General features: G+C 70.0%; 31 protein-coding genes. 9 read left to right on the top strand and 22 right to left on the bottom strand.

The features are described from left to right. Positions 1-13: 13 nt before the first annotated feature. Together BLT25_RS02250 and BLT25_RS02245 are read right to left on the bottom strand one after the other, a co-directional pair. Complete coding sequence (locus tag BLT25_RS02250; protein WP_091041416.1) at positions 14-1,195, bottom strand: class I SAM-dependent RNA methyltransferase; 1,182 nt, start codon at positions 1,193-1,195, stop codon at positions 14-16. Continuing rightward, positions 1,192-3,207: an APC family permease gene (locus BLT25_RS02245; RefSeq protein ID WP_091041415.1), complete on the bottom strand. Its 2,016-nt coding sequence runs from the start codon at positions 3,205-3,207 to the stop codon at positions 1,192-1,194. Before BLT25_RS02245 ends, BLT25_RS02250 begins: the two co-directional genes overlap by 4 nt. 121 nt (positions 3,208-3,328) lie before the next feature. On the opposite strand from BLT25_RS02245, the gene BLT25_RS02240 reads away from it, so the two are divergent. Genes BLT25_RS02240 through BLT25_RS02220 form a run of 5 tightly spaced genes read left to right on the top strand, consistent with a single transcriptional unit; the run spans position 3,329 to position 8,602 of the window. Beyond that, complete coding sequence (locus BLT25_RS02240; protein WP_091041413.1) at positions 3,329-3,991, top strand: potassium channel family protein; 663 nt, start codon at positions 3,329-3,331, stop codon at positions 3,989-3,991. A gap of 2 nt (positions 3,992-3,993) precedes the next feature. Further along, positions 3,994-4,665: a potassium channel family protein gene (locus BLT25_RS02235; RefSeq protein ID WP_091041412.1), complete on the top strand. Its 672-nt coding sequence runs from the start codon at positions 3,994-3,996 to the stop codon at positions 4,663-4,665. Between the two features lie 41 nt (positions 4,666-4,706). Further along, complete coding sequence (locus BLT25_RS30575) at positions 4,707-6,461, top strand: ABC transporter ATP-binding protein (RefSeq protein WP_091041410.1); 1,755 nt, start codon at positions 4,707-4,709, stop codon at positions 6,459-6,461. Beyond that, entirely contained in the window at positions 6,458-8,209 is a 1,752-nt protein-coding gene (locus BLT25_RS02225; protein WP_091041409.1) for an ABC transporter ATP-binding protein, read from the top strand. Before BLT25_RS30575 ends, BLT25_RS02225 begins: the two co-directional genes overlap by 4 nt. 27 nt (positions 8,210-8,236) lie before the next feature. After that, the gene (locus BLT25_RS02220; protein ID WP_371113315.1) at positions 8,237-8,602 is read left to right on the top strand and encodes an HU family DNA-binding protein; all 366 of its coding nucleotides are present in this window, start codon (positions 8,237-8,239) and stop codon (positions 8,600-8,602) included. Positions 8,603-8,660: 58 nt separating this feature from the next. On the opposite strand, the gene ykgO is transcribed toward BLT25_RS02220, so the two are convergent. The 6 genes from ykgO to BLT25_RS02190 all read right to left on the bottom strand — a co-directional run bounded on the left by ykgO (position 8,661) and on the right by BLT25_RS02190 (position 11,260). Further along, on the bottom strand, positions 8,661-8,783 hold the full coding sequence (gene ykgO, locus BLT25_RS02215) for a type B 50S ribosomal protein L36 (protein ID WP_045547214.1): 123 nt from the start codon (positions 8,781-8,783) through the stop codon (positions 8,661-8,663). Between the two features lie 5 nt (positions 8,784-8,788). Beyond that, on the bottom strand, positions 8,789-9,025 hold the full coding sequence (gene rpsR, locus BLT25_RS02210; RefSeq protein ID WP_091041405.1) for a 30S ribosomal protein S18: 237 nt from the start codon (positions 9,023-9,025) through the stop codon (positions 8,789-8,791). Between the two features lie 14 nt (positions 9,026-9,039). Beyond that, on the bottom strand, positions 9,040-9,216 hold the full coding sequence (gene rpmF, locus BLT25_RS02205) for a 50S ribosomal protein L32 (RefSeq protein WP_091041403.1): 177 nt from the start codon (positions 9,214-9,216) through the stop codon (positions 9,040-9,042). 29 nt (positions 9,217-9,245) lie between these two features. Beyond that, positions 9,246-10,364, bottom strand: a complete 1,119-nt coding sequence (locus BLT25_RS02200; protein WP_091041401.1) for a GTP-binding protein — start codon at positions 10,362-10,364, stop codon at positions 9,246-9,248. Next, positions 10,364-10,624, bottom strand: a complete 261-nt coding sequence (locus BLT25_RS02195; RefSeq protein WP_091041399.1) for a type B 50S ribosomal protein L31 — start codon at positions 10,622-10,624, stop codon at positions 10,364-10,366. Before BLT25_RS02195 ends, BLT25_RS02200 begins: the two co-directional genes overlap by 1 nt. Before the next feature lie 78 nt (positions 10,625-10,702). Then, positions 10,703-11,260 carry a helix-turn-helix domain-containing protein gene (locus BLT25_RS02190; RefSeq protein ID WP_091042399.1) on the bottom strand — a complete coding sequence of 186 codons (558 nt, stop codon included), beginning with the start codon at positions 11,258-11,260 and terminating at the stop codon, positions 10,703-10,705. A 72-nt stretch (positions 11,261-11,332) separates the two neighbouring features. Between BLT25_RS02190 and BLT25_RS02185 the strand changes: the two genes are divergently transcribed. Continuing rightward, the gene (locus BLT25_RS02185; protein WP_091041398.1) at positions 11,333-12,886 is read left to right on the top strand and encodes an FAD-dependent oxidoreductase; all 1,554 of its coding nucleotides are present in this window, start codon (positions 11,333-11,335) and stop codon (positions 12,884-12,886) included. Between the two features lie 4 nt (positions 12,887-12,890). Here the strand turns inward: BLT25_RS02185 and BLT25_RS02180 are convergent, their stop codons facing one another. The 5 genes from BLT25_RS02180 to rpmB form a co-directional block, all read right to left on the bottom strand. After that, positions 12,891-13,433 (bottom strand): hypothetical protein, encoded by a 543-nt coding sequence (locus BLT25_RS02180; protein ID WP_091041396.1) that lies wholly within the window; start codon positions 13,431-13,433, stop codon positions 12,891-12,893. Between the two features lie 8 nt (positions 13,434-13,441). Then, positions 13,442-14,203 carry a TIGR03943 family putative permease subunit gene (locus BLT25_RS02175; RefSeq protein ID WP_176883544.1) on the bottom strand — a complete coding sequence of 254 codons (762 nt, stop codon included), beginning with the start codon at positions 14,201-14,203 and terminating at the stop codon, positions 13,442-13,444. Beyond that, on the bottom strand, positions 14,200-15,186 hold the full coding sequence (locus BLT25_RS02170; RefSeq protein WP_091041393.1) for a permease: 987 nt from the start codon (positions 15,184-15,186) through the stop codon (positions 14,200-14,202). The genes BLT25_RS02175 and BLT25_RS02170 overlap by 4 nt, the downstream gene beginning before the upstream one ends. A 74-nt stretch (positions 15,187-15,260) precedes the next feature. Then, a complete protein-coding gene (gene rpsN, locus BLT25_RS02165; RefSeq protein ID WP_091041391.1) occupies positions 15,261-15,566 on the bottom strand; it encodes a 30S ribosomal protein S14 in 306 nt (101 codons plus the stop codon). After that, positions 15,566-15,802 (bottom strand): 50S ribosomal protein L28, encoded by a 237-nt coding sequence (gene rpmB, locus BLT25_RS02160; RefSeq protein ID WP_091041389.1) that lies wholly within the window; start codon positions 15,800-15,802, stop codon positions 15,566-15,568. Before rpmB ends, rpsN begins: the two co-directional genes overlap by 1 nt. A 116-nt stretch (positions 15,803-15,918) precedes the next feature. On the opposite strand from rpmB, the gene BLT25_RS02155 reads away from it, so the two are divergent. After that, a complete protein-coding gene (locus tag BLT25_RS02155; protein ID WP_091042397.1) occupies positions 15,919-16,332 on the top strand; it encodes a Fur family transcriptional regulator in 414 nt (137 codons plus the stop codon). A gap of 1 nt (position 16,333) precedes the next feature. On the opposite strand, the gene BLT25_RS02150 is transcribed toward BLT25_RS02155, so the two are convergent. From BLT25_RS02150 to dut, 7 genes are all read right to left on the bottom strand, one after another. Next, positions 16,334-17,785: a PepSY-associated TM helix domain-containing protein gene (locus tag BLT25_RS02150; RefSeq protein WP_091041388.1), complete on the bottom strand. Its 1,452-nt coding sequence runs from the start codon at positions 17,783-17,785 to the stop codon at positions 16,334-16,336. Between the two features lie 80 nt (positions 17,786-17,865). Next, positions 17,866-18,405, bottom strand: coding sequence for a cell division protein FtsQ (locus BLT25_RS02145; RefSeq protein ID WP_091042394.1), 540 nt, complete (start codon positions 18,403-18,405; stop codon positions 17,866-17,868). A 26-nt stretch (positions 18,406-18,431) separates the two neighbouring features. Continuing rightward, entirely contained in the window at positions 18,432-19,469 is a 1,038-nt protein-coding gene (locus tag BLT25_RS02140) for a hypothetical protein (RefSeq protein ID WP_091041386.1), read from the bottom strand. Next, on the bottom strand, positions 19,466-20,209 hold the full coding sequence (locus BLT25_RS02135) for a DUF3159 domain-containing protein (RefSeq protein WP_091041384.1): 744 nt from the start codon (positions 20,207-20,209) through the stop codon (positions 19,466-19,468). Before BLT25_RS02135 ends, BLT25_RS02140 begins: the two co-directional genes overlap by 4 nt. An 11-nt stretch (positions 20,210-20,220) precedes the next feature. Next, complete coding sequence (locus BLT25_RS02130) at positions 20,221-20,592, bottom strand: OB-fold nucleic acid binding domain-containing protein (protein WP_091041383.1); 372 nt, start codon at positions 20,590-20,592, stop codon at positions 20,221-20,223. Positions 20,593-20,599: 7 nt separating this feature from the next. Beyond that, on the bottom strand, positions 20,600-21,262 hold the full coding sequence (locus BLT25_RS02125) for a DUF3710 domain-containing protein (protein ID WP_091041381.1): 663 nt from the start codon (positions 21,260-21,262) through the stop codon (positions 20,600-20,602). 52 nt (positions 21,263-21,314) lie between these two features. Then, a complete protein-coding gene (dut, locus tag BLT25_RS02120) occupies positions 21,315-21,767 on the bottom strand; it encodes a dUTP diphosphatase (protein ID WP_091041379.1) in 453 nt (150 codons plus the stop codon). Positions 21,768-21,840: 73 nt separating this feature from the next. On the opposite strand from dut, the gene BLT25_RS02115 reads away from it, so the two are divergent. Together BLT25_RS02115 and BLT25_RS02110 are read left to right on the top strand one after the other, a co-directional pair. After that, on the top strand, positions 21,841-22,299 hold the full coding sequence (locus BLT25_RS02115; protein WP_091041378.1) for a DUF3093 domain-containing protein: 459 nt from the start codon (positions 21,841-21,843) through the stop codon (positions 22,297-22,299). A gap of 35 nt (positions 22,300-22,334) precedes the next feature. Continuing rightward, entirely contained in the window at positions 22,335-22,649 is a 315-nt protein-coding gene (locus BLT25_RS02110; protein ID WP_091041376.1) for a DUF4235 domain-containing protein, read from the top strand. A gap of 153 nt (positions 22,650-22,802) precedes the next feature. Here BLT25_RS02110 and BLT25_RS02105 read toward each other — a convergent pair whose 3' ends face one another. Continuing rightward, on the bottom strand, positions 22,803-23,093 hold the full coding sequence (locus BLT25_RS02105; protein ID WP_040755057.1) for a DUF4193 domain-containing protein: 291 nt from the start codon (positions 23,091-23,093) through the stop codon (positions 22,803-22,805). Between the two features lie 266 nt (positions 23,094-23,359). Then, a complete protein-coding gene (locus BLT25_RS02100; protein ID WP_091041374.1) occupies positions 23,360-24,220 on the bottom strand; it encodes an inositol monophosphatase family protein in 861 nt (286 codons plus the stop codon). Positions 24,221-24,235: the final 15 nt, after the last annotated feature.

Here is a 24,235-nt window from a genome sequence, read left to right as displayed (position 1 = left end):
CCCGCGGCCGGACTCAACGGGTCAGCAGCGCGACGGCCTCGACGTGATGCGTCATCGGGAAAAGGTCGAAGGCGCGCAGCGAGCGCAGCCGGTAGCCGTGCTCGGCGAAGATCGCGACGTCACGGGCGAGGGCGGCCGGGTCGCAGGCGACATAGGCGACCGCGCGAGGTGACCGCGCGACAACGGCCTCGACGACCTTCCGGCGAGCTCCTTCGCGGGGCGGGTCGAGGACGACGAGGTCGAACGGACCCTCCTCAAGACGGCCCAGCACCGTGGCGACGTCACCGGCGGTGACGTCGGCGGAGGGGACGTTGCCCGCGGAGAGTGCCGAGGCGGTCGGGTCGCCCTCAATGGCGACGACCTCCCCCGACGGCCCGACCCGGTCGGCGAGAAAGGCGGAGAAGAGGCCGACACCGGCGTAGAGGTCCAGGACGGCGTCGCCGGGCGCCGCCTCCAGCGCGTCCAGGACCGCGGAGACCAGCGCGGTCGGAGCACCGGGGTGCACCTGCCAGAAGCCGTCGGCGGCGACCTCGAAGGAGTGCTCCGATCCCCCGGCCTCGACCGTCTCCACGACCGTCCCGGCACCCGGCTCGCGGGCGTCGGCGGTGGCGATCAGGCAGTCGTCGACCGGGATGACGTCGTGGGAGCGGTACTTTCGCATGCCTCGGCCGCCGCCCGGGGCGGTCGCGTAGCGCTGACGAGTCCGCCAGCGCAGCCCGTCCTCGTCGCCGGGTACGGCCTCGACGACCAGGTCGGCGACCAGCGGCTCCTCGGCGGACAGGCCACCCAGGCGTACCAGCTGCTCGCGCAGCACCGTCGCCTTCAGCTCGCGCTGAGCGGGCACCGAGACGTGTTGGAAGTCGCAGCCGCCGCAGAGGCCGGGACCGGCGTAGGGACAGGGCGGAACGATCCGTTCCGGTGCGGCCGAGACCACCGAGACCGCATCCCCGCGCCAGAACCTGTCTCCGGCCGTGCCCTCGGTGATCTCGACGACCACCTGCTCACCGGGCAGGGCGTGGCGTACGAAGACCACGCGGGAGGCCCCGTCCTCGAGGGGCACGCGGGCGACGAAGTGGCCGCCGTGGGCGACCGGGCCGACCTCGACCTCGAAGCGGCGGCCGACGTACGACTCGCCCTTCGACGCCTTCTGACGGGGCCGCCGCCCGCGGTGCGCGGGACGCGGAGGACGGCTCATCGTCGTCCACTTCCGCGACGCAGGCCGGGCGCGAGCCAGTATTCCTCGCGCAGCTCCTCGGCGCGCTCCTTGCCGGAGGCGAGCTGGTAGGGCACGGAGATGACCATGACGCCCGGCGTGAACAGCAGCCGGCCCTTGAGCCGCAGCGCGGTCTGGTTGTGGAGCAGCTGCTCCCACCAGCGACCGACGACGTACTCGGGGATGTAGACGGCCACGACGCCACGCGGGTTGGCGTCGCGGATCGCCGAGGCGTACTCGACGACCGGGCGGATCAGCTCGCGGTAGGGCGAGTGGAGCACCTTCAGCGGCATCGGCAGGTTGCGCTCGTCCCACTGCTTCAGCAGGTCGGCGGTGTCGGAGTCGGTGGTCGAGACCGTGACGGCCTCGAGCGCGTTGGGCCGGGTCGCCTGGGCGAAGGCCAGCGCCCGCAGGGTCGGCTTGTGGAGCTTGGAGACCAGCACGATGGCGTGGACCCGCGTCGGCATGACCTTGTCCTGCTCGTCGGCGGCCAGCTCGCGGGCGACGTTGTCGTAGTGGCGCCTGATCCCCAGCATGACGAGGTAGAAGAAGCCCATCGCAAGGATGGTGATCCAGGCCCCGGCGAGGAACTTGGTGATCAGCACGATCACCAGCACGACCGAGGTCATCCCGAGACCGAAGGTGTTGATCGCTCGCGAACGCTGCATCCGGCGCCGCTCGCCCGGGTCCCGCTCGGTGGCCAGGTGGCGGGTCCAGTGGCGGATCATGCCCAGCTGGCTGAGGTTGAAGGAGACGAAGACGCCGACGATGTAGAGCTGGATCAGCTTGGTGGTCTGCGCCTCGAAGATGACGATCAGCGCGATCGCCAGCACGGCCAGGAAGACGATGCCGTTGCTGTAGGCGAGCCGGTCGCCCCGCGCCCCCAGGGACCGCGGCGCGTAGCCGTCCTTGGCGAGGATCGAGCCGAGGACCGGGAAGCCGTTGAACGCGGTGTTGGCGGCCAGGACCAGGATGATGCCGGTGACGGTGATGACGAAGTAGAAGCCCGGCGGGAAGTCGTTGAAGACCCCGGCCGCGATCTGGGAGATCACCGGGTGCTGCTCGTAACCCTCCGGCACGGCGTCGCCGGCGGCGGTGCGGAGATTGTCGAGAGCGTGCGGGTCGACGTAGCGGATGCTCATCTGGTTGGCCAGCACGATGATGCTCATCATCATCGTGATCGCGATCAGGCCGAGCAGCAGCAGCGTGGTGGCGGCGTTCTTGCTCTTCGGCCGCTGGAAGGCGGGTACGCCGTTGGAGATCGCCTCCACACCCGTCAAAGCCGCACACCCGGACGAGAACGCGCGGGCGAGCAGGAAGACCAGCGCCACCTGGTTGAGCGTGCCCTCCCAACCCTCCTCGGGGCGGATGTGAAGGGCAGCGCTCTCTGCCTGCGGCAGGTTGCCGCTCACCAGCAGCACCAGCCCGTAGACACCCATGCCGAGGATGGCGAACATGAACAGGTAGGTCGGGACGGCGAAGAACGTGCCGGACTCGCGTACGCCGCGCAGGTTCATCGCGGTGAGCAGCACGATCGCGATCGTTGCGACCAGGACCTCGTGGCCGATCAGGCCGGGGATCGCGCTGGCGGCGTACTGGGCGGCGTTGGAGATCGAGACCGCCACCGTCAAGACGTAGTCGACCAGCAGGGCACTGGCCACGGTCACGCCCGCCTTACGCCCCAGGTTGACCGTCGCGACCTCGTAGTCACCGCCGCCGCTCGGATAGGCGTGCACCGTCTGCCGGTAAGAGGTGACCACGGTCAGCATCACCAGAGCGACGACCAGGCCGATCTTCCAGGACCAGGCGTAGGCCGAGGCTCCCGCCACCGCCAGCATGATGAAGATCTCGTCGGGCGCATAGGCCACCGAGGAGAGCGCATCGCTGGCGAAAACCGGTAGCGCGATGCGCTTCGGCAGCAGCGTCTCGCCCAGCTGCGAGCTACGGAGCTTGCGACCGATCAGGATCCGCTTGGAGACATCACCAACACCCACAACGGCAGACGCTACGGCACATCGCGACTTCCGCGCGCTTCCGGATCGCCACAGGCACCTGAACACGCCAACTTCGAGGGCGTAGGCGACGCGCGGCCCGGGTGAGTGCAATCATGACACGGTGCACGTAGTGATCATGGGCTGTGGCCGCGTCGGCTCGACCCTGGCCAGGAGCCTCGAGGACCGCAACCACACGGTCTCGGTCATCGACCAGAACTCCGAGGCGTTCCGGCGGCTCGGGCCAGGGTTCAACGGCGACAAGGTCGCCGGGATGGGATTCGACCGCGAGGTCCTGCTCAAGGCCGGCATCAAGCGGGCCGAGGCGTTCGCGGCGGTCTCCAGCGGTGACAACTCCAACATCATCTCCGCCCGGGTGGCGCGCGAGGAGTTCGGCATCCAGCAGGTCGTGGCCCGCATCTACGACCCCGGCCGCGCGGAGGTCTACCAGCGTCTCGGGATCAGCACCGTGGCGACCGTGAAGTGGACCGCCGACCAGGTGCTCCGCCGGCTCCTCCCGGCCGGCGCCGAGCCCGACTTCCGCGACATGTCGGGCAACATCCGCATCGACCAGGTCATCATGCCCGAGTCCTGGGTCGGTCAGCGGACCATCAAGTTCCAGCGCCAGTCCGGCAGCCGGATCGCGTGGATCGACCGGCTCGGTGAGGGCGTCCTCCCGGTCCTCGAGAGCGTGATCCAGGAGGGCGACGTGCTCCACATCGTCATGCGCGAGGAGAACACCGCGCAGGCGTACAAGACCATCAAGAACGGCCCCCAGGAAGACTGACGATGAGAGTTGCTATCGCCGGGGCCGGGGCTGTCGGCCGGTCCATCGCCCGTGAGCTGATCACCAACGGCCACGAGGTGCTCCTCATCGACAAGAACCCGGGCTCGATCAAGCCCGAACGGGTCGCGGACGCGGAGTGGCTGCTTGCCGACGCGTGCGAGCTCTCCTCGCTCGAGGAGGCCAGGCTCGACAACTGCGACGTGGTGATCGCCGCGACCGGTGACGACAAGGCCAACCTGGTCTGCTCGCTGCTGGCCAAGACCGAGTTCGGCGTGCCACGCACGGTGGGCCGGGTCAACCACCCCAACAACGAGTGGCTCTTCACCGAGGCCTGGGGCGTCGACGTCAACGTCTCCACCCCGCGGATCATGTCCGCGCTGGTCGAGGAGGCCGTCACCGTCGGTGACCTGGTGCGCCTGTTCACCTTCCGGCAGGGCCAGGCCAACCTGGTCGAGATCACCCTGCCCGCCGACTCGCCCTACGTCGGCAAGCCCACCGGCCTGGTGCCGTTCCCGGAGAACTGCGCGCTGGTCACGCTGCTGCGCGACGGCCAGGTCTACGTACCCACCCCCGAGCAGCCGCTCGAGCAGGGCGACGAGCTCCTCTTCGTCGTGCCCACCGAGAAGGAGGACGAGCTCGAGCGCCTGCTCGCCCCCACCGGCCACGGCGGCTAGGTCTCGTACGCAGCAACCCCTCGATCTCGGCAGGACAACAGTTGGCTCGCTCGCCCCTCCTCCAGACGCTTCGTCCTGTCCGGGGAAGGCTGGTCGCCAGCCTGCTGCTGATGGTCGTCTCGACCGTCGCCGGGCTGGTGCCGCTGGTCGGCATCGTCGAGCTCGCCCGGATCCTGCTGCCCGCGGCGTCCGGCGCGGCTGTCGATGCCGGACGCGCCTGGGTCGTGGTCTGGGTGAGCGTGGCGGCGCTGCTGGTACGCCTGGCGACGGTGCTCGGCTCGTCGTGGCTCTCCCACGTCGCCGACCTCGACCTCTCCATCCACCTGCGCCGGCTGCTGGTCGCCCGGCTCGGCCGGGTGCCGCTGGCGTGGTTCACCGAACGCAACTCCGGCACGGTGAAGAAGGCGGTGCAGGACGACGTCGCCGCGCTGCACCACCTCGTCGCCCACTCGGTCATGGAGCTCACCGCGGCGATCACGCTTCCTGTCGTCGTCGCGGTCTATCTGTTCGTGGTCTCCCCGCCGCTCGCTCTGGTCACCCTCGTGCCGCTCGCGCTCGGCCTGGTCGGGTTCCGGATCTCGATGCGCGGCGCCGCCGCTCTCTACCGTGACTACGACGCCGGGCTGGCCGAGCTCGCGGCGGCCACGGTCGAGAACACCGGCGGGATCGCGGAGATCAAGACGTTCGGCGCCACCGGTCAGGCGCATCGCCGGCTGGCCGAGGTCGCGACCCGGTTCGGCGGGTTCAACCGGGCCTGGATGCGTCACTCCGCCCTGGGGATGCTGCTGATGGAGCTCGCCCTGACGCCGGCGCTGACCCTGGTGCTCGTCCTCGGTGCCGGTGTCTGGATGCTCCGGGCCTCGTGGATCACGGGTCCCGACCTGGTCCCGTTCCTCGTCCTCGGCCTGGCCATGACCGCACCGGTCACCGTCGCCGGCTACGCCGCCCGCGAGCTGCGCGAGGCGACCGAGGCGGCCCGGCGCATCCAACGGCTGCTGGCCGAGCCCGAGCTGCCGGAGCCGGCCGTGACCGCGGCTGCTCCCGCGACCTCCCGCGTCGAGATCCAGGACGTCTCCTTCGCCTACTCCCCCGGCGCGCCGCCGGTGCTCCACGACATCGACCTGGTCCTCGAGCCGGGCACCGTGACGGCACTGGTGGGCCATTCCGGTTCGGGCAAGTCGACGCTGGCCAAGCTGCTGCCCCGCTTCGCCGACCCCACCACGGGCCGGATCACCATCGCTGGGATGGACCTGCGGGAGATGACCAGCGCCCAGCTCTACGAGCAGGTCTCCTTCGTCTTCCAGGACACCGGGCTGCTGCGCACCTCGATCCTCGACAACATCCGGCTCGCCCACCCACAGGCACCCGATGAGGACGTACGCCGCGCAGCCGAGGCCGCGCAGATCGCCGACCGGATCGAGGAGCTCCCGCGCGGCTACGACTCGATGGTCGGTGAGGACGGCCAGCTCTCCGGTGGTGAGCGGCAGCGGGTCGCGATCGCCCGCGCCCTGCTGTCGGACACCCCGATCCTGGTCCTCGACGAGGCCACCGCCGCAGCCGATCCCGAGTCCGAGGCGCTCGTCCAGCGAGCCCTGTCACGCCTCGTCGCCGGACGTACGCTGCTGGTGATCGCGCACCGGCTCTCCACGGTCACCGCGGCCGACCAGATCGTGGTCCTCGACGCGGGCCGGGTCGCCGAGCTCGGCACCCACGAGGAGCTTCTCGCCCGGGGCGGGCGCTACACCCGACTCTGGGCCGCCGACCAGCGCGCCCATCCCGTCGGAGGCCACGCGTGATCACGATCGTCCGCCTGCTCGCCGCCCTCGTCGATCTCCCCCACCGGCGCCAGCTCGCCCGCGTCGTCGCGATGTTCGTCACCACCGGCGTACTCCAGGGTCTGGCCTTCGCCTGTGTCGTGCCGGTCCTGGACGCCGCGCTGCGCCAGGACTGGGACGCCGCGACCACCTGGCTGGGTGTGCTCGCCGGGCTCTTCGTGGCCCATCATGTGGCCCTGACCGTGGGCAACCTGGACGGCTACGACCTGGCCTGCGACCTGCTCGACATCACCCTCGCCCGACTCGGCGACCACACCGTGCGGCTGCCGCTGGGCTGGTACGACCGGGACCGCACCGGGCAGCTGTCCCGGATGGCCGCCAAGGGCGCGACCGACATCGCCTCGGTGCCGGGTCATCTGCTGCGGCCGCTGATCGCCGCCGTGGTCAGCCCGATCACCGTGGTCGTCGCGATGGCGTTCCTCGAGTGGCGCCTGGCGCTCGCGCTCCTCGTCGGCGTCGTCGCGGTGCTGGCCACCACCCGGCTCCTGGCCGCGATCGTCGGTCGTGGCGAAGGCGCCTACGACGCCGCCATGGCGGAAGGATCCGCGCGGGTGGTCGAGTTCGCGCTCAACCAGCCGGCGCTGCGGGTGTTCGGACGCACCGTCCACGGCAACGAGCTCGTCGAGACCGCGCTGAAGGAGCAGAAGCGGGCCTCGCGGCGGCTGCTGGTGACCGGTTTCGGCGGCCTGGGGATCCAGCTGCTCTCCATCCAGGCGCTGCTGACCCTGGTGATCGCCCTGACCGTCCACCTCAGTCTCGGCGGCACGCTCGCCCCGGCGACGGCGATCGGCCTGCTCGTCCTCACGGTGCGGTTCGTGGAGTCGCTCATCGACTACGGCGAGCTCTCCAGCGCGCTGCGGATCGCCGAGGGGTCGTTGCGACGTGTCCTCGATGTGCTCGCTCTCCACCCGCTCCCCGAGCCGGCCACTCCCGGAGACCCGGCCGACAGCGGCCTCGAGCTCCGAGACGTCGCCTTCTCCTACGACGGCACGGCCCGGGTCCTCGACGACGTCTCCCTCACCGCTCCCCCGCGCTCGCTGACCGCCGTGGTGGGGCCCTCGGGGTCCGGGAAGAGCACCCTGCTGCGCGTGGTGGCCCGGTTCCATGACGTCACGGCCGGCTCGGTGATGCTCGGCGGGGTCGACGTACGCGATCTGGGGACCGAGGCGCTGATGCGGCGTGTCTCGATCGTCTTCCAGGACGTCTACCTCTTCGAGGGCACCCTGCGCGAGAACGTGATGATGTCGCGCCCCGACGCCACCGAGGACGAGCTGCGGGAGGCCGCAAGACTGGCCCGCGTCGACGACATCGTCTCGCGGCTGCCGCACGGCTGGCAGACCCGGATCGGCGAGGCCGGCTCCACCCTCTCCGGCGGCGAGAAGCAGCGGGTCTCGATCGCGCGTGCGCTGCTCAAGGACGCCCCCGTCGTCCTCCTCGACGAGGCCACCGCCGCCCTCGACGCCGAGAACGAGGCCGCGGTCCAGGAGGCGCTCACCGCGCTCTCGGTCGACCGGACCGTCATCGTGATCGCCCACCGCCTCCAGACCGTCGTCGCCGCCGACCAGATCGTCGTCCTCGACGGCGGCCGGATCGTGGAGCGCGGCTCCCACTCCGAGCTCCTGGCTCACAGTGGGCGCTACCTCGACTTCTGGCGCGAACGTACCCAAGCAGAGGGATGGCGGCTCCTCGAAGGCCCGCAGAGCCCGTAACCACGGGGGACACGCGGCGCGTGAACGTTGAAGATCCCCAGGTCTGGCCTACGCTGGCGACGAGCCGCATCTCGTCAACCTTTGCGGCTCGGATCAACGATTAAAGGAGATCGCATGAACCGCACCGACCTGGTGAGCGAAATCGCCAAGCAGGCCGAGATCACCCAGACGCAGGCCTCCGCCGCCCTGGGTGCCGCCATCGAGGCGATCAGCGCAGCCGTCGCTGACGGCGACAAGGTCACGCTGCCCGGCTTCGGTACGTTCGAGTCGCGCGAGCGCGCCGCTCGCACCGGCCGGAACCCGCAGACCGGCAAGGAGCTCAACATCCCGGCTTCGCGTGGCCCGGCGTTCAAGCCCGGCTCCGCTTTCAAGGAGCGCGTCAACAAGGGCTGAGTTCCTGATCACACGAAGGGCCGGGTCGTTTCGACCCGGCCCTTCGTGTATCCCCGACTCAACCCTGACGGGCTTTGAGGCGTGGGTTGAGCTTGTTGATCACGTAGACCCGGCCGCGGCGGCGTACGACCTGGGAGCCGGGCTGGTTCTTCAGCGACCGGATGGAGTTGACGACCTTCATGCGGACTATCCCTTCGTGCTCGTGTAGGGCAGCAGCGCGACCTCGCGGGCGTTCTTGATCGCCTTGGTCACGGCGCGCTGCTGTTGCGGGGTGATTCCGGTGACGCGGCGGGAGCGGATCTTGCCGCGGTCGGAGATGAACGTACGCAGCAGCTGCACGTCCTTGTAGTCGACGTAGGTCACGTCCGGGGCCAGCAGCGGCTTGCGCCGCTTGCGGATCGGGGACGGAGGTCGTTTCGGCATCGGGGTCGTTCCTCTCAGCGGAGCTTGGCGGTGTCGAGGTAGCCGCGCTGGACGGCACGGACCAGGCGACGGGGCACGTCGTAGCTCTGTCCGTCGACGGTCACCGGCACGAGCGCGACCGGGGTCGCCTTCCAGCTCGAGCGGCGGTGGCGGGTGTTGCTGCGCGACATCTTGCGCTTGGGTACGGCCATGGAGGCCTCCTTCTCGTGGTTGATGCAGGTCAGGCGGCGCGGCCGATGGGGCCGAGCCAGTCCTCGAGCCCGTCCCAGGACTCCTCCCAGATCTGGCCGCGCCGGGCGATCTCCTGGTCGGTGAGCAGGGCGCGCTCGAAGGCGCGCGGGATCTCCGCGGCCTCGTCGTCGATGCCGACCACGACGATCCGGGTGAGCCGCTCGGTGCGACCCCACTTCTGGGTCGAGCCGACGCTCGCCTGGCCGCCGGCGCCGTCCCAGACGCAGATGTCGTCGGGGCGGGTCGGCACCCAGAAGCAGCCGCGCGAGCGGCGCGGGCCGCCGCCGAGGAGCTCCAGCTCCTCCTGGAACCGGACGGGGTGGATCGGGCGCTCGGAGCGCAGGTCGAGCCGCCAGGCACCGCCCTCGGGCAGCGGCGGCAGCGCGTTGCGGCGCACCTCCGCGACCCAGGCCTCCACCGCGTGGTGGCGGTGCACGCCCGCGACCAGGCCGACGGCATCGAGGAGCGAGGGGTCGGTCAGCACCGGCGTACCCGGCCGAGCCAGGGTCGCCACCAGCGACCGCTCCTCGGGCTCGGGGGCCTCGGTGATGGAGACGACATCGGCGTACTCGACGATCGCGCTGGCGACCTCGGCGACGCCACGACGGTCGTCCTCGGAGGTCGCCAGCCCGCGCTCGTCGAGGAGGTCGGGACCGAGCAGGTCCTCGGCGACCGTCGAGCCCTCGAGCGCGGCGACGACGGCGGAGATGCCGATGTGCGGGGCCATCCGCGGCGCCCAGGCGAGCACCCGGCAGACCTGGACCGCCTCGGCGGCGACCGGCAGGCAGGCCACGATGCTGCCCCAGCGCCCCTGGGCAGCGAGGCGCTCCAGCGTCGGCACGATGTCCTCACGGATCGCGCAGGCCACGCAGGCGTGGGCGAGGTTGATCTCCTCGTGCTCGATCACGCCGGTGAGGTCGCTGACGACGCGGGTGAGGAGCTGGCGCCCGGGGTCGATGACATGACGCACCATGACCGCGTCGGGGAGGCCGAGGTGGAGCGAGATGGTCGCCGAGAGCATCGCGCCCTCCTCGACCCCGCTCACCAGGATCACCGGCGTCTTGGGGCGGGAGAGGTTGCGCGGCGACCTCGGACGGGGCGTGCTCATCAGCCGCGCCCGTAACGGCGCTTGAACCGCTCGACTCGTCCCTCGGTGTCGACCACCCGGCCGCGCCCCGTCCAGAACGGGTGGCTGGCACTGGAGACGTCGACGTCGACGACCGGATAGGTCTGGCCGTTCTCCCAGGTGACGCGCTCGTGGTCCTCGGCGAGACGCTCGAGGATCGTCGACTGCATCAGGAAGAGCGTGTCCGCCGAGCGGTCGCGGAAGACGACCGGCCCGGAGACGGGGTGGATGCCTTGTTTCATGGGGACCTCCCGCTGTGGTTAATGATAACGATTCTCATCTTACACACGGGTCGGCCCTCGTTCACACCGAGATGCGTCTCACTCCTCGGCGGTATGCGTGTGCATGCGTACGCCGTCGCTGTTGAAGATGCTCAGCACCTGCGCCGGGCGCGACCCGGTCGCGAAGATGGCGTGGGGCACCCGGGTATCGAACTCGGCCGCCTCGCCGCGGGTCAGCACCAGATCGCGGTCGCCCAGAAGCAGCCGTAGCTTGCCGGAGATGACGTAGAGCCACTCGTAGCCGTCGTGGACCCGCGGCTCCGGCACCTCGGTCACCGGCTCGTAGGTGATCTTGAAGGTGTTGACCGGCGAGCCTTCCGGGGTCAGCGGCGCGATCACCATGCCGTCCTTGCGGATCACCGGTCGGCGCACTCGCGGATCCGGGACCGAGGGCGTCACCAGACTGTCGAGCCCCACGCCGAGGTGACGGGTCAGCGGGATCAGCAGCTCCAGGCTCGCCTGCCGCTTGCCCGACTCGAGCCGGGACAGGGTGCTCGGCGACATCTCGGCCATCGCGGCCAGCTGATCCAGGGTCCAGCCCTTGCTGTGCCGGATCGCCCGGATCCGGGGTCCGACCTGCTTGAGCTCGTCGATCATGTGCTCCATCTCCCATTTGCCATTTCAGCAAGAAACCTTGCCGTTCTTTCATTATGCCACTGAACTGGAAGCATGAACGCACACACAGAACACTTCGACGTGATCGTCATCGGCGGCGGTGCCGCCGGCCTCTCCGCCGCCCTCATGCTCGGCCGCTCCCGCCGCCGCACCCTCGTGATCGACTCCGGCCTCCCCCGCAACCGTTTCGCGGCGCACATGCACGGCGTCCTCGGCCACGAGGGCATCGACCCCGCGGACCTGCTGCGCAAGGGACGCGATGAGCTGGCTGCGTACGACGTGGGGATCCGTCCCGGGCGCGTCGCCCGTCTCGACGAGACCGAGCACGGCGTGAGCGTCCTCCTGGAGGACGGCGAGCGGCTCACCGGCCGGGCCGCGATCGTCGCGACCGGCGCCACCGACGAGCTTCCCGACATCCCGGGCCTGGCCGAACGCTGGGGCGCGACCGTCCTGCACTGCCCCTACTGCCACGGTTGGGAGGTGCGCGAGCGGCGGCTCGGGGTCCTGACCACCTCACCGCTCGGGATGCACCAGGCGCAGCTGATCCGGCAGTGGAGCGACGACGTAGTCGTCTTCACCGCGGAGCTCGACCCCCTCGACGAGGCCGACGAGCAGCGGCTGCTGTCGCGCGGCATCACCCTCGTGACCTCGCCGGTCACCGAGGTTCTCGGCGACGGTGACCAGGTCACCGCTGTACGCACCGCGGACGGGCTGACCACGGAGGTCGACGCCATCTTCACCGCCGGCACCCTGCGCCCCCACGACGGCTTCCTGACCCACCTCGGCCTCGACCGCACCGAGACACCCGTCGGCAGCTTCCTCGCCGTCGACGCGACCGGCAAGACCAGCAGCGACCGGATCTGGGCGGTCGGCAACGTCTCCAACCCGATGGCCAACGTCCCGATCAGCATGAGCGCCGGCGCCATGGCCGGCAGCGTCGTGAACATGACCCTGGTCACCGACGACTTCGACCGCGCTCTCGACGGGCCCGCTCCCGTGGACTTCTGGCAGGACAGGTACGCCGGCAGCGACCGGATCTGGTCCGGCAAGGTCAACACCGTGCTCGGTGACATCGCCTCCGGGCTCGAGCCCGGGACGGCCCTCGACCTGGGCTCCGGCGAGGGCGCCGACGTGATCTGGCTGGCGCAGCAGGGCTGGCGAGCCACCGGCATCGACATCTCCGAGAACGCCGCCGCGCGCGGACGCGAGGCCGCGCGAGCTGCCGGGCTGAGCGAGGACCGGGCGAGTTTCGTGGTCTCCGACCTCGCTTCTGCGGTCGATCTCGACGGGAGCTACGACCTGGTCACCGCCAGCTTCTTCCACTCCCCCGTCGAGCTGCCGCGCACCGACGTCCTGCGCAGGGCGGCCGAGCTGGTGAGCCCGGGCGGACACCTGCTGGTCACCTCCCACGCGGCCGCACCGCCGTGGGCGGACGCCGCCGCGCACGAGCACCGCTTCCTCGACGCCAAGGAGGAGCTGGCCGCGCTCGACCTGCCCGAGGAGAGCTGGGAGACGGTCGTACTCGAGCACCGCGACCGTCCCGTCACCAGCCCGTCCGGCGAGGACGCCACCCTCGAGGACTCGGTCGTCCTGCTCCGCCGCCGCTGACCGCTCAGCTCGCCGCGCCGCAGCTCTCGGTCAGGAACTCGCCGAGACGCTCGTAGGCGAGGTTCTGGGCCTCGTTGCGCTCCAGCGGGTCCTGGCCGCGGCCGGTACGCAGCGCGTCCTCGATCATCATCCGTACGCCCTCGACGGCTGCCGCCGGCGTACCTTCCGGGACGCCCGTCGACTGCAGGCCGGTCGCCGCCAGGCCGAGCGCGGTCTCGTTCTCGTCGTTCGGGGTGGACATCTGGGTCGCATGTGCGTTCGCCATCGTCTGGACGGCGCCGCAGAACTCCTCCAAGGACGCGACCGGCCCGACGGCGACCGGAGCGGCCGACGAGACCCCACCGGAGGGGGCAGAGACTGCCGGAGCGTCTCCACCGCCGAGGTCGCGGGTCAGCACGACGACACCGATCGCAACCGCGATGAGCGTGCCGAGGATGAGCGCGCGCGGCGGGTGCGGGAGTCGGTCGCGCCAGGTCGGCTCACGCTGCGCCTCGGCCCGGCGGGCGGGGTTGCCGGAGCGCCTCGGGTCACTCGGGCCGCGACTCACGGGGGCGCTCACTGGTAGGTGTTGGCCGGCGCCTCGCGCGGCTCGACGGAGGCGGCCTCGATGGCCGTCTCCGACTTGCCGCCCGGCGCGGTGCCCTCGACCCAGCGACCGGTGACCGCGACCCAGGAGTCGCGCTCGGGAGCGTCGTCGTAGTCCTCCACCCGCACCCGGGATGCGCTCGCGTCGGCGGCGCAGCAGGCGATGGCGATGCGGGTGACGTACCAGTTGCCGTTCTCGTCGGTGCTGACGAAGCCCGTGAGTCGTACGTCGCGGTCCTTGATCGTCGTGCCGTCCTCGACCCCGGCACGCCACATGAACTCGGCGACCTCGACGTCGACCGGCCCGTCGGTGGCTGGCAGCGGCAGGATCTCGGCGTCAGGAGCCGCCGCGACCGGGTCGTCGGCACGTCGCTCGGCGAGGTAGGCGCCCAGGGACGGCGGGCTGGCGACGAAGACGATCACGCCGGGCACGATCGCGAGCCAGGTCATCGCCGGGACCTTGTGCTCATGGGTGTCGTCGTGGTCGTCGTCGTGGTCGTCGTCGTGGTCGTCGTCGTGGTCGTCGTCGTGGTCACCGTCGTGGTCGGCGTGGTCGCTAGAGGCGGGACGCAGCAGCATCCACACGGTCAGCCCGAGCAGCACCACGCCGGTGGCGACCAGCGGCCACTTCATCCAGCTGGTGACGTACCGCAGATAGCCGTCGCCGAGCGCGAGCCTGAGCAGGACGGCACCGAGGAATCCGACGACCAGGGCCTGGGTAGTTCGAGTCACAGCAGCCACCATCCGATGCCGACGGCGGAGGCGACCGCCGTGATGATCACCAAGGGTACGAAGCGAAGGGCGAAGCCCATGCCGAACTGGCCGGCCTCCATCGAGGCGAGCTTGATGTCCATCGCCGGGCCGACGACGAGGAAGACCAGCTTCGCGGTGTCGGAGAAGGCGGTGAACGAGGCGGCCACGAAGGCGTCGGACTCCGAGCAGAGCGCCACGATGAACGCGAACAGCGCCAAGGTGAGGATCCCCAGCACGGCCTGACCGGCGACGGTGTTGACCACCGAGCGGGGTACGAAGGTGTTGACCGCCGCGGCCAGCATGGCGCCCAGCACCAGGAAGCCGGAGGCGTGCAGGAAGTCGTGGCTGACGTTGCCGAGGAACGACCTGTCGTGGGCATGCTCGTCGCGGCCGACGTCGGTGAGCCGTTCGAGCAGCAGCTTGCCGCGGGCCAGCATGATCCAGCCGACCGCCACCGCGGTGATCAGCGACGCCAGGAAGCGCGCCAGCACCATCATCGGCTGCCCCGGGAAGGCGACCGCGGTCGAGACGAGCACCGCCGGGTTGACCGCGGGCGCGGCCAGCAGGAACGTCAGCGCGACGGCGGGCGCCACCCCACGTCGGATCAGCGAGTTGGTCACCGGCACCGCGGCGCACTCGCAGCCCGGCAGCCCGATCCCGGCCAGGCCGGCGACCGGGACACCGAGCGCCGGGCTCTTGGGCACGATCTTGCTCAGCGCCTTCTCCGAGAGGAAGGTCGAGATGACGGCGCTGAGGAGCACACCACCGAGCAGGAACGGAGCCGACTGCACCACGATGGCGACGAAGATGGTGCCCCAGGTGTTGAACAGGTCGTGGTCCAGCAGCGGTAGCAGCCAGCGCTGGGAGAGCAGGATGACGAGCAGGACGATCGCCACGACCTCTGTCTGCCCCAGCCTGAAACCAGGCTTCTCCGGCGCCCGCACCGGGGTCTTCGTACTCATGGAGCGTGTTTTTAGCACAGCCCGACCAAAGCCCGGTCGCGCCTCGCCGACTCGGAACGATTCTCGTTAGGAACTCACCAGCTGGACTTGGTGATCCCCGGCAGATGCCCCTTGTGCGCGAGCTCGCGGAACCGGATCCGGGACACTCCCGCCTTGCGCAGATAGCCCCGCGGCCGGCCGTCGACCTGGTCTCGGTTGCGCAGTCGTACGGGAGAGGAGTCGCGCGGGAGACGCGAGAGGGCTCGGACCGCCTCGGCCTGCTCGGCCGAGCCCGGCTCGGCGGCGCGGATGCGCTCCTTGATCTCGGCACGACGCGCTGCGTACCGCTCCACGATGTCGCGACGCTTGGCCTCCGCCGCGATCTTGGACTTCTTGGCCATCAGAACCTCTCCCCTCGGGCGAGCATCTCGGCGACGACGGCGTCGATGCCGCGTACGTCGATCCGCTTGATCGCGTTGGTGCTGAGCCGCAGCGTGACCTTCCGGCCCAGGCTGGGGACGTAGTAGGTCTTCTTCTGCAGGTTCACCTCCCAGCGTCGGCGGGTCGCCTTCTTGGACCAGGGGCGATTGTTGCCGAAGCCAGGGCGGGCTCCGGTGACCTGACACGTGCGTGACATGGCAGCCTTTCGTCTTATTGGGAATCATTCCCATTATGACACAGGCGTCTCACGCCGTGGCATCGACCGCCCTGCTGGACACGGGATCCATACCGATACCGACTAACATGTCGCTCATGGCACCAACCCAGCAGGTCAAGCGGCGCGCAACCAACCAGGGCGCCGCGGTGAAGGAGGCTCTCGCTGCCGAGGACACCTTCCGCAGCGCCCAGGACGTCTACGCCACGCTGCGCGCCAACGGCGAGAAGATCGGCCTCTCCACGGTCTACCGCCACCTGCAGATCTTCGTCGACGACGGGCTCGCCGACGTGATCCACAAGCCCGACGGTGAGTCGACCTACCGGCTGTGCGGCGACGCCTCCACGACCCATCACCACCACCTGGTCTGCCGCGGCTGCGGCAAGGCCGTGGAGATCGAGGGCCCGGCCGTGGAGACCTGGGCCGACAAGGTGGCGGCGCAGAACGGCTTCACCGACGTCAACCACACCGTGGAGATCTTCGGCCTCTGCACCGCCTGCGCCGCCTCCTGAATCATCCGCGACTGCGGCTGCGCGTCAGGCCGATCGCGGCGTCGACCACGAGGAAACCGATCAGGGTCACCCCCAGCATCGGGACGAACCAGCCGACCACCGCGGTGGTCGCCACGAGCGCCGCCAGTGCCGGCCAGGACAGCCGACGCCAGGCGCCGCGCGGCGCGGGCCGCCCGAACCTCGGGCCGCGGGCGCCTCGGGGCCGCCGCAGCCACCACATCCGGTAGCCGAGCACGGTGGCGAGGATCAGCCCGAGCGCCAGTGCCGCCAGCGCCAGCTGGTTGGGGACGCCGAACAGGACGCCCATGTGCGCGCCGATGACCCAGTCGGTCAGCTTGGCCATCAGCGGCCAGTCGGCGAAGTCGACCCGATCCACCATCTCGCCGGTCTTCGGGTCGACACTGATCGCGTCGTAGCGGGTCGGCCAGTCGCGCTTGTTCTCGGCGGCCGTCCAGGCGCTGCCCGGCTCGGCCGGCGGCACCAGGTAGAGCGGGTCACCCAGGCCGGCCCCCCTCGCGGTCTCGAGTACGCCGTCGATCCCCGCACCCTCGGAGAAGACCGCGTCCGGGTCGTCGGACCCGGCGGCGCCGGACGAGCCGTGGTGGGCGTGCTCGGTGGCCGCTGCGTCGCTCTCCAGCGATGTGGCCGGCGTGGGCTCGGTCCACGACAGTGCCGTACGCACCTCGCCGATATTCGCACCGGCGAAGCGTGACCAGGTCAGGCCGGAGACCGACAGGGCCAGCACACCCAGCAGGAGCCAGACGCCGATGACGGCGTGCCAGGACATCACCCGAGAGCGTCCGGTGGCCTCCCGGTCGGGGACGACCAGTCGGCGCAGCCGCCGGTCACGGCGACGCCGGCCGAGCCACAGCATCAGGCCGCCCAGGGCGACCACCCACAGCCAGCTGGCGGCGAGCTCGCTGTAGTACCGGCCGAAGGCGCCGAGGTGGAGGTTGCGGTGCAGCTCGTCGAGCCATGCCCGGAAGCCGAGCCACTGTCCGTAGCTGCGTACCTGGCCCTCCACGCCGGCGGTGTAGGGGTTGACGAAGACCGACATCGCGTAGTCGGCCGGGACGCTCTCGTCGATGAACACCACCCGGGTGCTGCGGTCGGACGCCTGCGGGACGTCGACCCGCAGGATCGTGCCGTCGGGGTGGCTCGACCGGGCGGCGGCGACCTGCTCGGCGAGCGGGACCGTCTCGCCGGCGGGGGTCACATGCGTCAGGTCGTGATAGGCGATCTGCTCGACCTGCGGGGCGATCGTGTAGAGCAGCCCGGTCACCGAGGCGACCAGGATGAACGGGGCGACGAGCACCCCGGCGTAGAAGTGCAGCCGGAGCACGAGCGGGCGGATCGTCGGCCACCAGCCGGCCTGATGGTCCGCCTGGTGGTCGGCCTGTGGATCGCTCGGCGTCTCGGCCGTCTCGGTATGGGGTTGGGTGGGAACAGTCATCGGTTGCTTCTCTTCTCGCGAACTCGGGGGTACGCACGAGCGCCACCGGGGGTCACCCGGTGGTGCTTGCGCGTAGGACGTCAGAGGCCGGCCGGCCTCGGCGGTCCCCTTCGCGGAGAGACATGGGCCCACAGGGCCGGCCGAGGGACGAACTCGCGGACCTCGGCGAGGAGGCGGCCGGCGGGCGCGAACCGTGGGATCGGGACGCTGCGTACGGCCACGGCGAGGGCTCTGCGGTGCAGCACCCAGACGACGACGGAGAGCACCGCGGCACAGGCATGGGCCAGGAGCATCGCCGCGCCGTCGGTGGAGCCGAGCGAGCTGCTGACAGCGTGGTGGTGCTCGGTGCCGGGGGCCGCGGCGAACGCCGCGAACACCTCGTGCAGACCCAGCTGAGACAAGCCGGCCAAGACGGCACCGACCACCAGACCGACCCGGCGCTGCAGCACCACGACGCCGGTGCCGAAGACGGCCAGGGCCGCCGCGGCCAGCCATCCCGCGCTCGGCAGCGTGCCGCCCGCAGCCAGGTGGGCCAGGGCCGCACCGGTCATGATCTCGAGCGTGGCGAGCAGGGAGAGCCACACGCTTCCGCGCGTCGGCCTCACCACTCGTAGCTCCACGCGCAGCACCGTATCCCGAACCTGGATCAGAGCATGGTGCTGGTGCCCTCGACCAGGAAGGACGCGTCCTGACCCTGGTCCTCGTCGTCGGTCGCGATCACCGGGCTCACCGGCGTGCACGCCAGGGTCCGCACCTCGCAGGTGACGACCTGCTGCTCGCGCAGCACGTTCTCAGCCTTGTCGTCGATGCGCTGCGCGACGCCGAAGAACGTGTCCTCATCGCTCCAGGCAACCAGGTTGAAGTGACCCCAGGGTGCGTCGATCTGACGCTGGCGCCCGGTCTTCGCGTCGTACGCGACCGCCTCGGTCGGCCACTGCGAGGTGTCGAAGATCGTGCTCCGGTCCGGCGAGAGCAACCCCAGGCCGTCGATCCAGGTCTCGCTCAGCACCCGGCGGCTGCCCGTACCGCTGATGTAGACATGGAAGCCCTCGGGGAACAGAGTCTCGGCCAAGCCTTCGTAGACCTCGATCCCGTCCCCGTCCTCGGTCGACGGCGTCGTGGACCCGTCGGCGAGATCGATGGTGGCGCTGCCGAAGAAGAGGCGCTCGTTGCTCACCCCTTTCAGCAGGGGCATGATCTCGCCATAGAGATCGGCCAGGTCGGCACCGTCCTCGGGCTCCTGGTCGGGGGTCCGGTAGAGCTGCTCGCCCGTGCGGGTGTCGAACGCCGCCACCTGGAGCACATGGGTGTCGTGTTCGTCGGTCGGGCCTCGCGACTGGTCCACGGTCGCGAACACCGACCGGTCCGCCGAGACCGCCAGGTTGTCCCAGACCACCTTCTCGACCGTCTCCGTCGTGCCCTCGGCGCTGGTGAACATCAGCGTCCCACCACGCATCCAGTAGACGCCGGTCGGGCCCAGCACGAAGTGGTCGACCCGGTCACCGAGCTCGACGGTGCGCTGCCCCACGTGCAAGGTGCCATCGGCATACCAGGCCGGGGCGGTGGCGTCCCACTCGGTCGGTCCCACGGGCAGGGAGAAGGGCTCCTTGCCCCCCATGGTCGCGGTGCCGCATCCGGTCAACGCGAGCGCGAGCGCACCGGCGACCACCCCGCGCAGGTTCACCGAGACTGCTGGACTGGCGTGTGGTTGCGGGCGAGCAGCCAGATCATGGTGCCGTAGCAGGCGATCCGCAGCACCCAGCCGAGCCCGGTGCGGAGGATGCCGAGGGCGAGGATCGCCCAGTCGCGGTCGATCGCGCCGCTCCAGGCGAGGAACCAGATCGGGCCCTGAATGGCGGCGCCGATCGCCCCGGGAGCCAGGAACAGCCAGGTCAGCCGCGAGCACAGCTTCACGATCTGCTTGTCCTGGTGCCACTCGAGCGGATCGCCGCTGGCGACGCCGATGAAGAAGCCGAAGATCGGCCAGCCGATCAGGCACAGACCGCCGACCACGACGGTGTAGCCGAGGCTGATCAGGATGCCGGGCAGGAAGTAGGCCAGCGCCTGCTCCTCGGCCGAGCCGCCCATGGACTGGGCCAGCCGCACCACCGCGAAGCCGATGAGGATGCCGAAGATGGCGTTGCCGACGTACTGCAGACTCGAGCGCTGCACGAGCCGGACCAGCAAGAAGACCGCCGCGGTCGCGGCCGAGGCGATCAGCGCGACCTTGAGGTCCTTGAACACCAGCCAGGCGATGGTGAAGACGAGGCCCGGGACGCCGGCCTCGAGCATCCCGCGCACACCGCCCAGCCCGGCGGACATCTGGCGGCGTACGACCGCCTCGACGGTGTCGACCGTCGGATGGTTGTGGTCGTGCTCGCCGCCCTGGCCGTCGTCGGCAGGGGTCTCAGAGGTGGGGCTCACGTGTGGTTGGCTCACTCGTTGGGGTCCGGTATCAGCTCGTAGCGTGGGTTGAACATGATGCGTTGGCCATTGGTGCGGCCGATCCGTCCCTGCACCTGCAGGGACCGGCCCGGGCTGATCCCGGCGATGCGCCGGCGTCCCAGCCAGATGAGTGTCAGGGTGCCGGAGCCGTCGAACAGCTCGGCCTCCAGGGCCGGGACACCGCCGCGGGGCCGCAGCGTGATCGTACGCAACGTCCCCCGCAGTCGCACCGGCTCACGGTCGGGCGCGTCGGCGATCGAGGCGACATCCTTGGCGACGTGCGCCGCCCGGATCTCGCTCGCGTCGATCGAGGCGGTGTTCGCCCACTCGCTGAGCTTCGCGCGCAGCCGGCCCTTGGACACTACCGGCTCACTTCTCCACGCGACGCGCGTTGGGCGGAAGCTTCACCTCGAGCGCCTCGCCCTTGGGCTTGGCCCCCTCACCGCGGCGCACGACGACCCGCTCGAGGAGCTTCTCCCATTCCTTGCCGGCGGTCGGCTCCATCGCAGGGCGGCCCATCATGGTCGCGCGGAGCATCCAGCGCGGGCCGTTGACGCCGATGATGCGAGTCTGCTGGACGGCCGGCTGGCCGTCGGGCAGCTTGACCTTCATCTGGGTGATCAGCTCGGTGCCCCACGGGCCCGTCAGGTCGGCGGTCGCGCCGCCGCGCTGCTGGACGTCGTCGCGCAGCATCGGCAGCGACTCGGTCCACAGGTCGCCGTTGCGGGGCGCGGCGAAGGCGCGCAGCTCCATGGCGCCGTCCTCGGCGGTCAGCATCACGGCCGCGATCTGTCCGGACTTCTCATCCACCTGCAGGCGCAGCTCCTTGCCCGGCGCGGGGGCGAGCATCATCGAGCCGAGGTCGACCCAGTCCCCGGTGATCAGCCCGTCGGGGACGGAGTCGATGTCGAACGGCCCGACCTCGGGAGCCGCCGGCACCGGCCGCTCGGGGGCCATCGGCCCGTTCTCGACCGATGCAGATGGCTCTCCCCGGTGGGAGGGCGTGGACTTGCGACGGAACTTCACGACCATCTGCTTTCAGGTTGCGGTGATTCTCTGAGGAGACTTATCTAACACTGATCCCTCAGCGGTTGGAGAAGCCCCCTGTAGAACCGTATCCCCCATCTCCACGAACGGAGTCGGGCAATTCGGGGACCTCGATGAAACGAGCCTGCTCGACACGCTGGATCACCAGCTGGGCGACCCGGTCGCCGCGGCGCAGCTCGATCGCCTCGACGGGGTCGAGGTTGATCAGCGCCACCTTCACCTCGCCGCGATAGCCGGCGTCGACGGTGCCGGGAGCGTTGACGATGGACAGCCCGTGCTTGGCGGCCAGGCCGGAGCGCGGGTGCACCAGGCCGACGTAGCCCTGCGGCAGCGCCATCGCGATGCCGGTCGGCACCAGGGCGCGCTCCCCCGGCTTCAGGGTCACGTCCACGGTCGTTCGCAGGTCGGCGCCGGCATCGCCCGGGTGGGCGTACGCAGGCGGCGGCAGCTCGGCGTCGAGACGGACCAGGGCCACTTCGAGATCAGACACAACCCGCACCTTAGATGCTGAGAGACTCACCCGATTCGTGACTGGCTTGATCGACGTGAAAAACTCACGAATCGTGAGCACCCCGGCGTACGACGAGCGACTGACCGTGCCGCTGCGGTGGTGGGTCCAGGGCGTCATGTTCCTGGCGACCCTGTGGATCGCGGTCATCCTGTGGGTACCGGCCGCGCTCGCCTGGGGCATCACCGCGGCGATCGGCGGCCTGTTCGCGCTGGCCATGATCGTCTTCGGCAACGCCAGGATCACGATCGCCGACGGCGTCCTGCGCGCCGGGCCTGCCCGGATCGAGGCGCGCTTCCTCGGCGAGGCGGTCGCGCTCGACGAGACCGAGGCGCATCACCTGGCGGGGCGAGACGCCGACGCCAGGGCGTACCTGCTTCTTCGTCCCTACCTCAAGCGCGCGGTGCGGGTCACCATCGACGACCCTGCCGACCCGGCGCCCTACTGGCTGCTCTTCACCCGCCACCCGGTCGCGCTCGCGAAGACCGTCAACGCCCTGCGAGCGAGTCTCTGAGCGGCAACCCCGCGGCCATGGCCTAGGCTCGAGGCATGTCCAAGTCCACCAAGGCTGACAAAGCCGACAAGGCTGACAAGGTCTGGGCGATCATGGCCCTCGTCAGCGGAATCGGGGCCGCCAAGGTCACCAACAAGGTCCTCTCCACCGGCTGGAAGGCGTCCACCGGACGCAAGCCACCGGCCAACCCCGCCGACCCCGACGTACGCCTCGTGGAGGCCGTGCTCTGGTCGGCTGCGACCGGCGCCACCGTCGCGCTCGCGCGGATGTTCGCCCAGCGCCGTGCGGCCAACTACTACGTGAAGTCGGTCGGTAGGTTGCCGAAGCAGCTGGAGAAGGACGGATCCTGATCGCCTGAGATAGCAGCAAGGCCGCACGGACTCCGTGCGGCCTTTTGCTTGTCAGTCCGGCTTACGCCGGGCTTTCGCCGAGTCGGCGCGTTTGTACAGAGCGCTTGCTAGCGCAAGCTATACAAACGCGCCGACTCGGCGTTTTTGACTGTGCTACGCACAGTCAAAGCAGATCATCTTCTTTTCGTCAGCCAGCTGGCTGCGGTGGTGGACCAGGAAGCAGCTCATACAGGTGAACTCGTCCTCCTGCTTCGGCTTGACCTCGACCGCGAGCTCCTCGTGGCTGAGGTCGGCTCCCGGGAGCTCGAACGACTCGGCCGCCTCGGCCTCGTCCTCGTCAACCTTGCCCGAGTTCTTGTCGTGACGACGAGCCTTGAGCTCTTCGATGCTCTCCTCGGACTGGTCCTCTTCATTTTTACGCGGTGCGTCGTAGTCCGTCGCCATATGCGCCACTCCCCTTCTCACTCATCTTCATTCCCCCCGCGCGCCCCCGAGGGCAGCGGCACGGCCCGTGATTGTGCACCATCAACGTGCATTTCGCACACTCAACCGGATCCGCGTCGCCGAAACGTTCTGTCATCTGCCGGTATTCCCTATCACGGGTATAGATGAGCAGCGAGTTTCGGGTGGGTGAACGCGGCTGCGGCCGACGGGTCTCCGGGACCTTCCCGGCCGCCAGCCGGTCATAGATCTACATCAACCAGCGGCTTTCAGTCGGGTACGACACCCGGGAGCGAGTCAACTGGCAGAAAACCAGCCTGAACAGCCGCTTTCCGTAGTTCATCGTAGCCATGGGCCGGTGCGACGATCACGAACCGGCGACCGCTGATGCCGGTCGTCGCCTCCCAACGAGCACCGGCGGCCTCCGCCACCAGACCGGCAGCGGCATGGTCCCACAGATGCAGCCCCTCCTCGAGGTAACCGTCGAGGGTCCCCTCGGCCACCCCGCAGATGTCCAGGGCCGCCGAGCCGATGCGACGAACGTCACGTACGACCGGCAGCAGTCGGACCAGCGCTTCGGCCTGGACCCGGCGGAGCTCGGCGTCGTAGGAGAATCCGGTGGCGATCAGCCGCTGCCCCAGCTCGGCGGGCTGACGTACGCCGATGGGCTCGCCGTTCTTCACCGCGGCGACCGATCCGTCCGGCTGTCGGAAGGCGGCGTAGAGCGTGCCGCGGGGCACGTCCACGACCGCTCCGGCGACGACCTCGCCGGCGTACTCGGCCGCGATCGAGACCGCGTAGCTCGCAAGACCGTAGAGGAAGTTGACGGTGCCGTCGATCGGGTCGACGATCCAGCGTACGCCGCTGGTGCCCATCGTCTCCTCGCCCTCTTCACCGAAGAAGGCGTCCTCCGGACGCTCCTGGGAGATCAGCCGCCGGATCAGCGTCTCGGTGTCTCGGTCGGCCTCGGTGACCACATCGGTCGCGGTGGACTTTGTGGCCGCCACCTCGACCACGCCGGCGGCCCGCTCGCGGACGAGATCCGCGGCCGCACGGGCGGTCGCCACCGCGAGCGCGAGCAGGTCTCCGGGCTTGGGTGCGGGCTGAGCCGGCGCTGGATGCTCTGTCATGAAGCCGACCCTATG

It is taken from the genome of Nocardioides sp. YR527 (genome assembly GCF_900101045.1).
Lineage (GTDB): Bacteria > Actinomycetota > Actinomycetes > Propionibacteriales > Nocardioidaceae > Nocardioides.
Note: the sequence above shows the minus strand (reverse complement) of the source record. Positions and strands in the feature narration are given on the sequence as shown.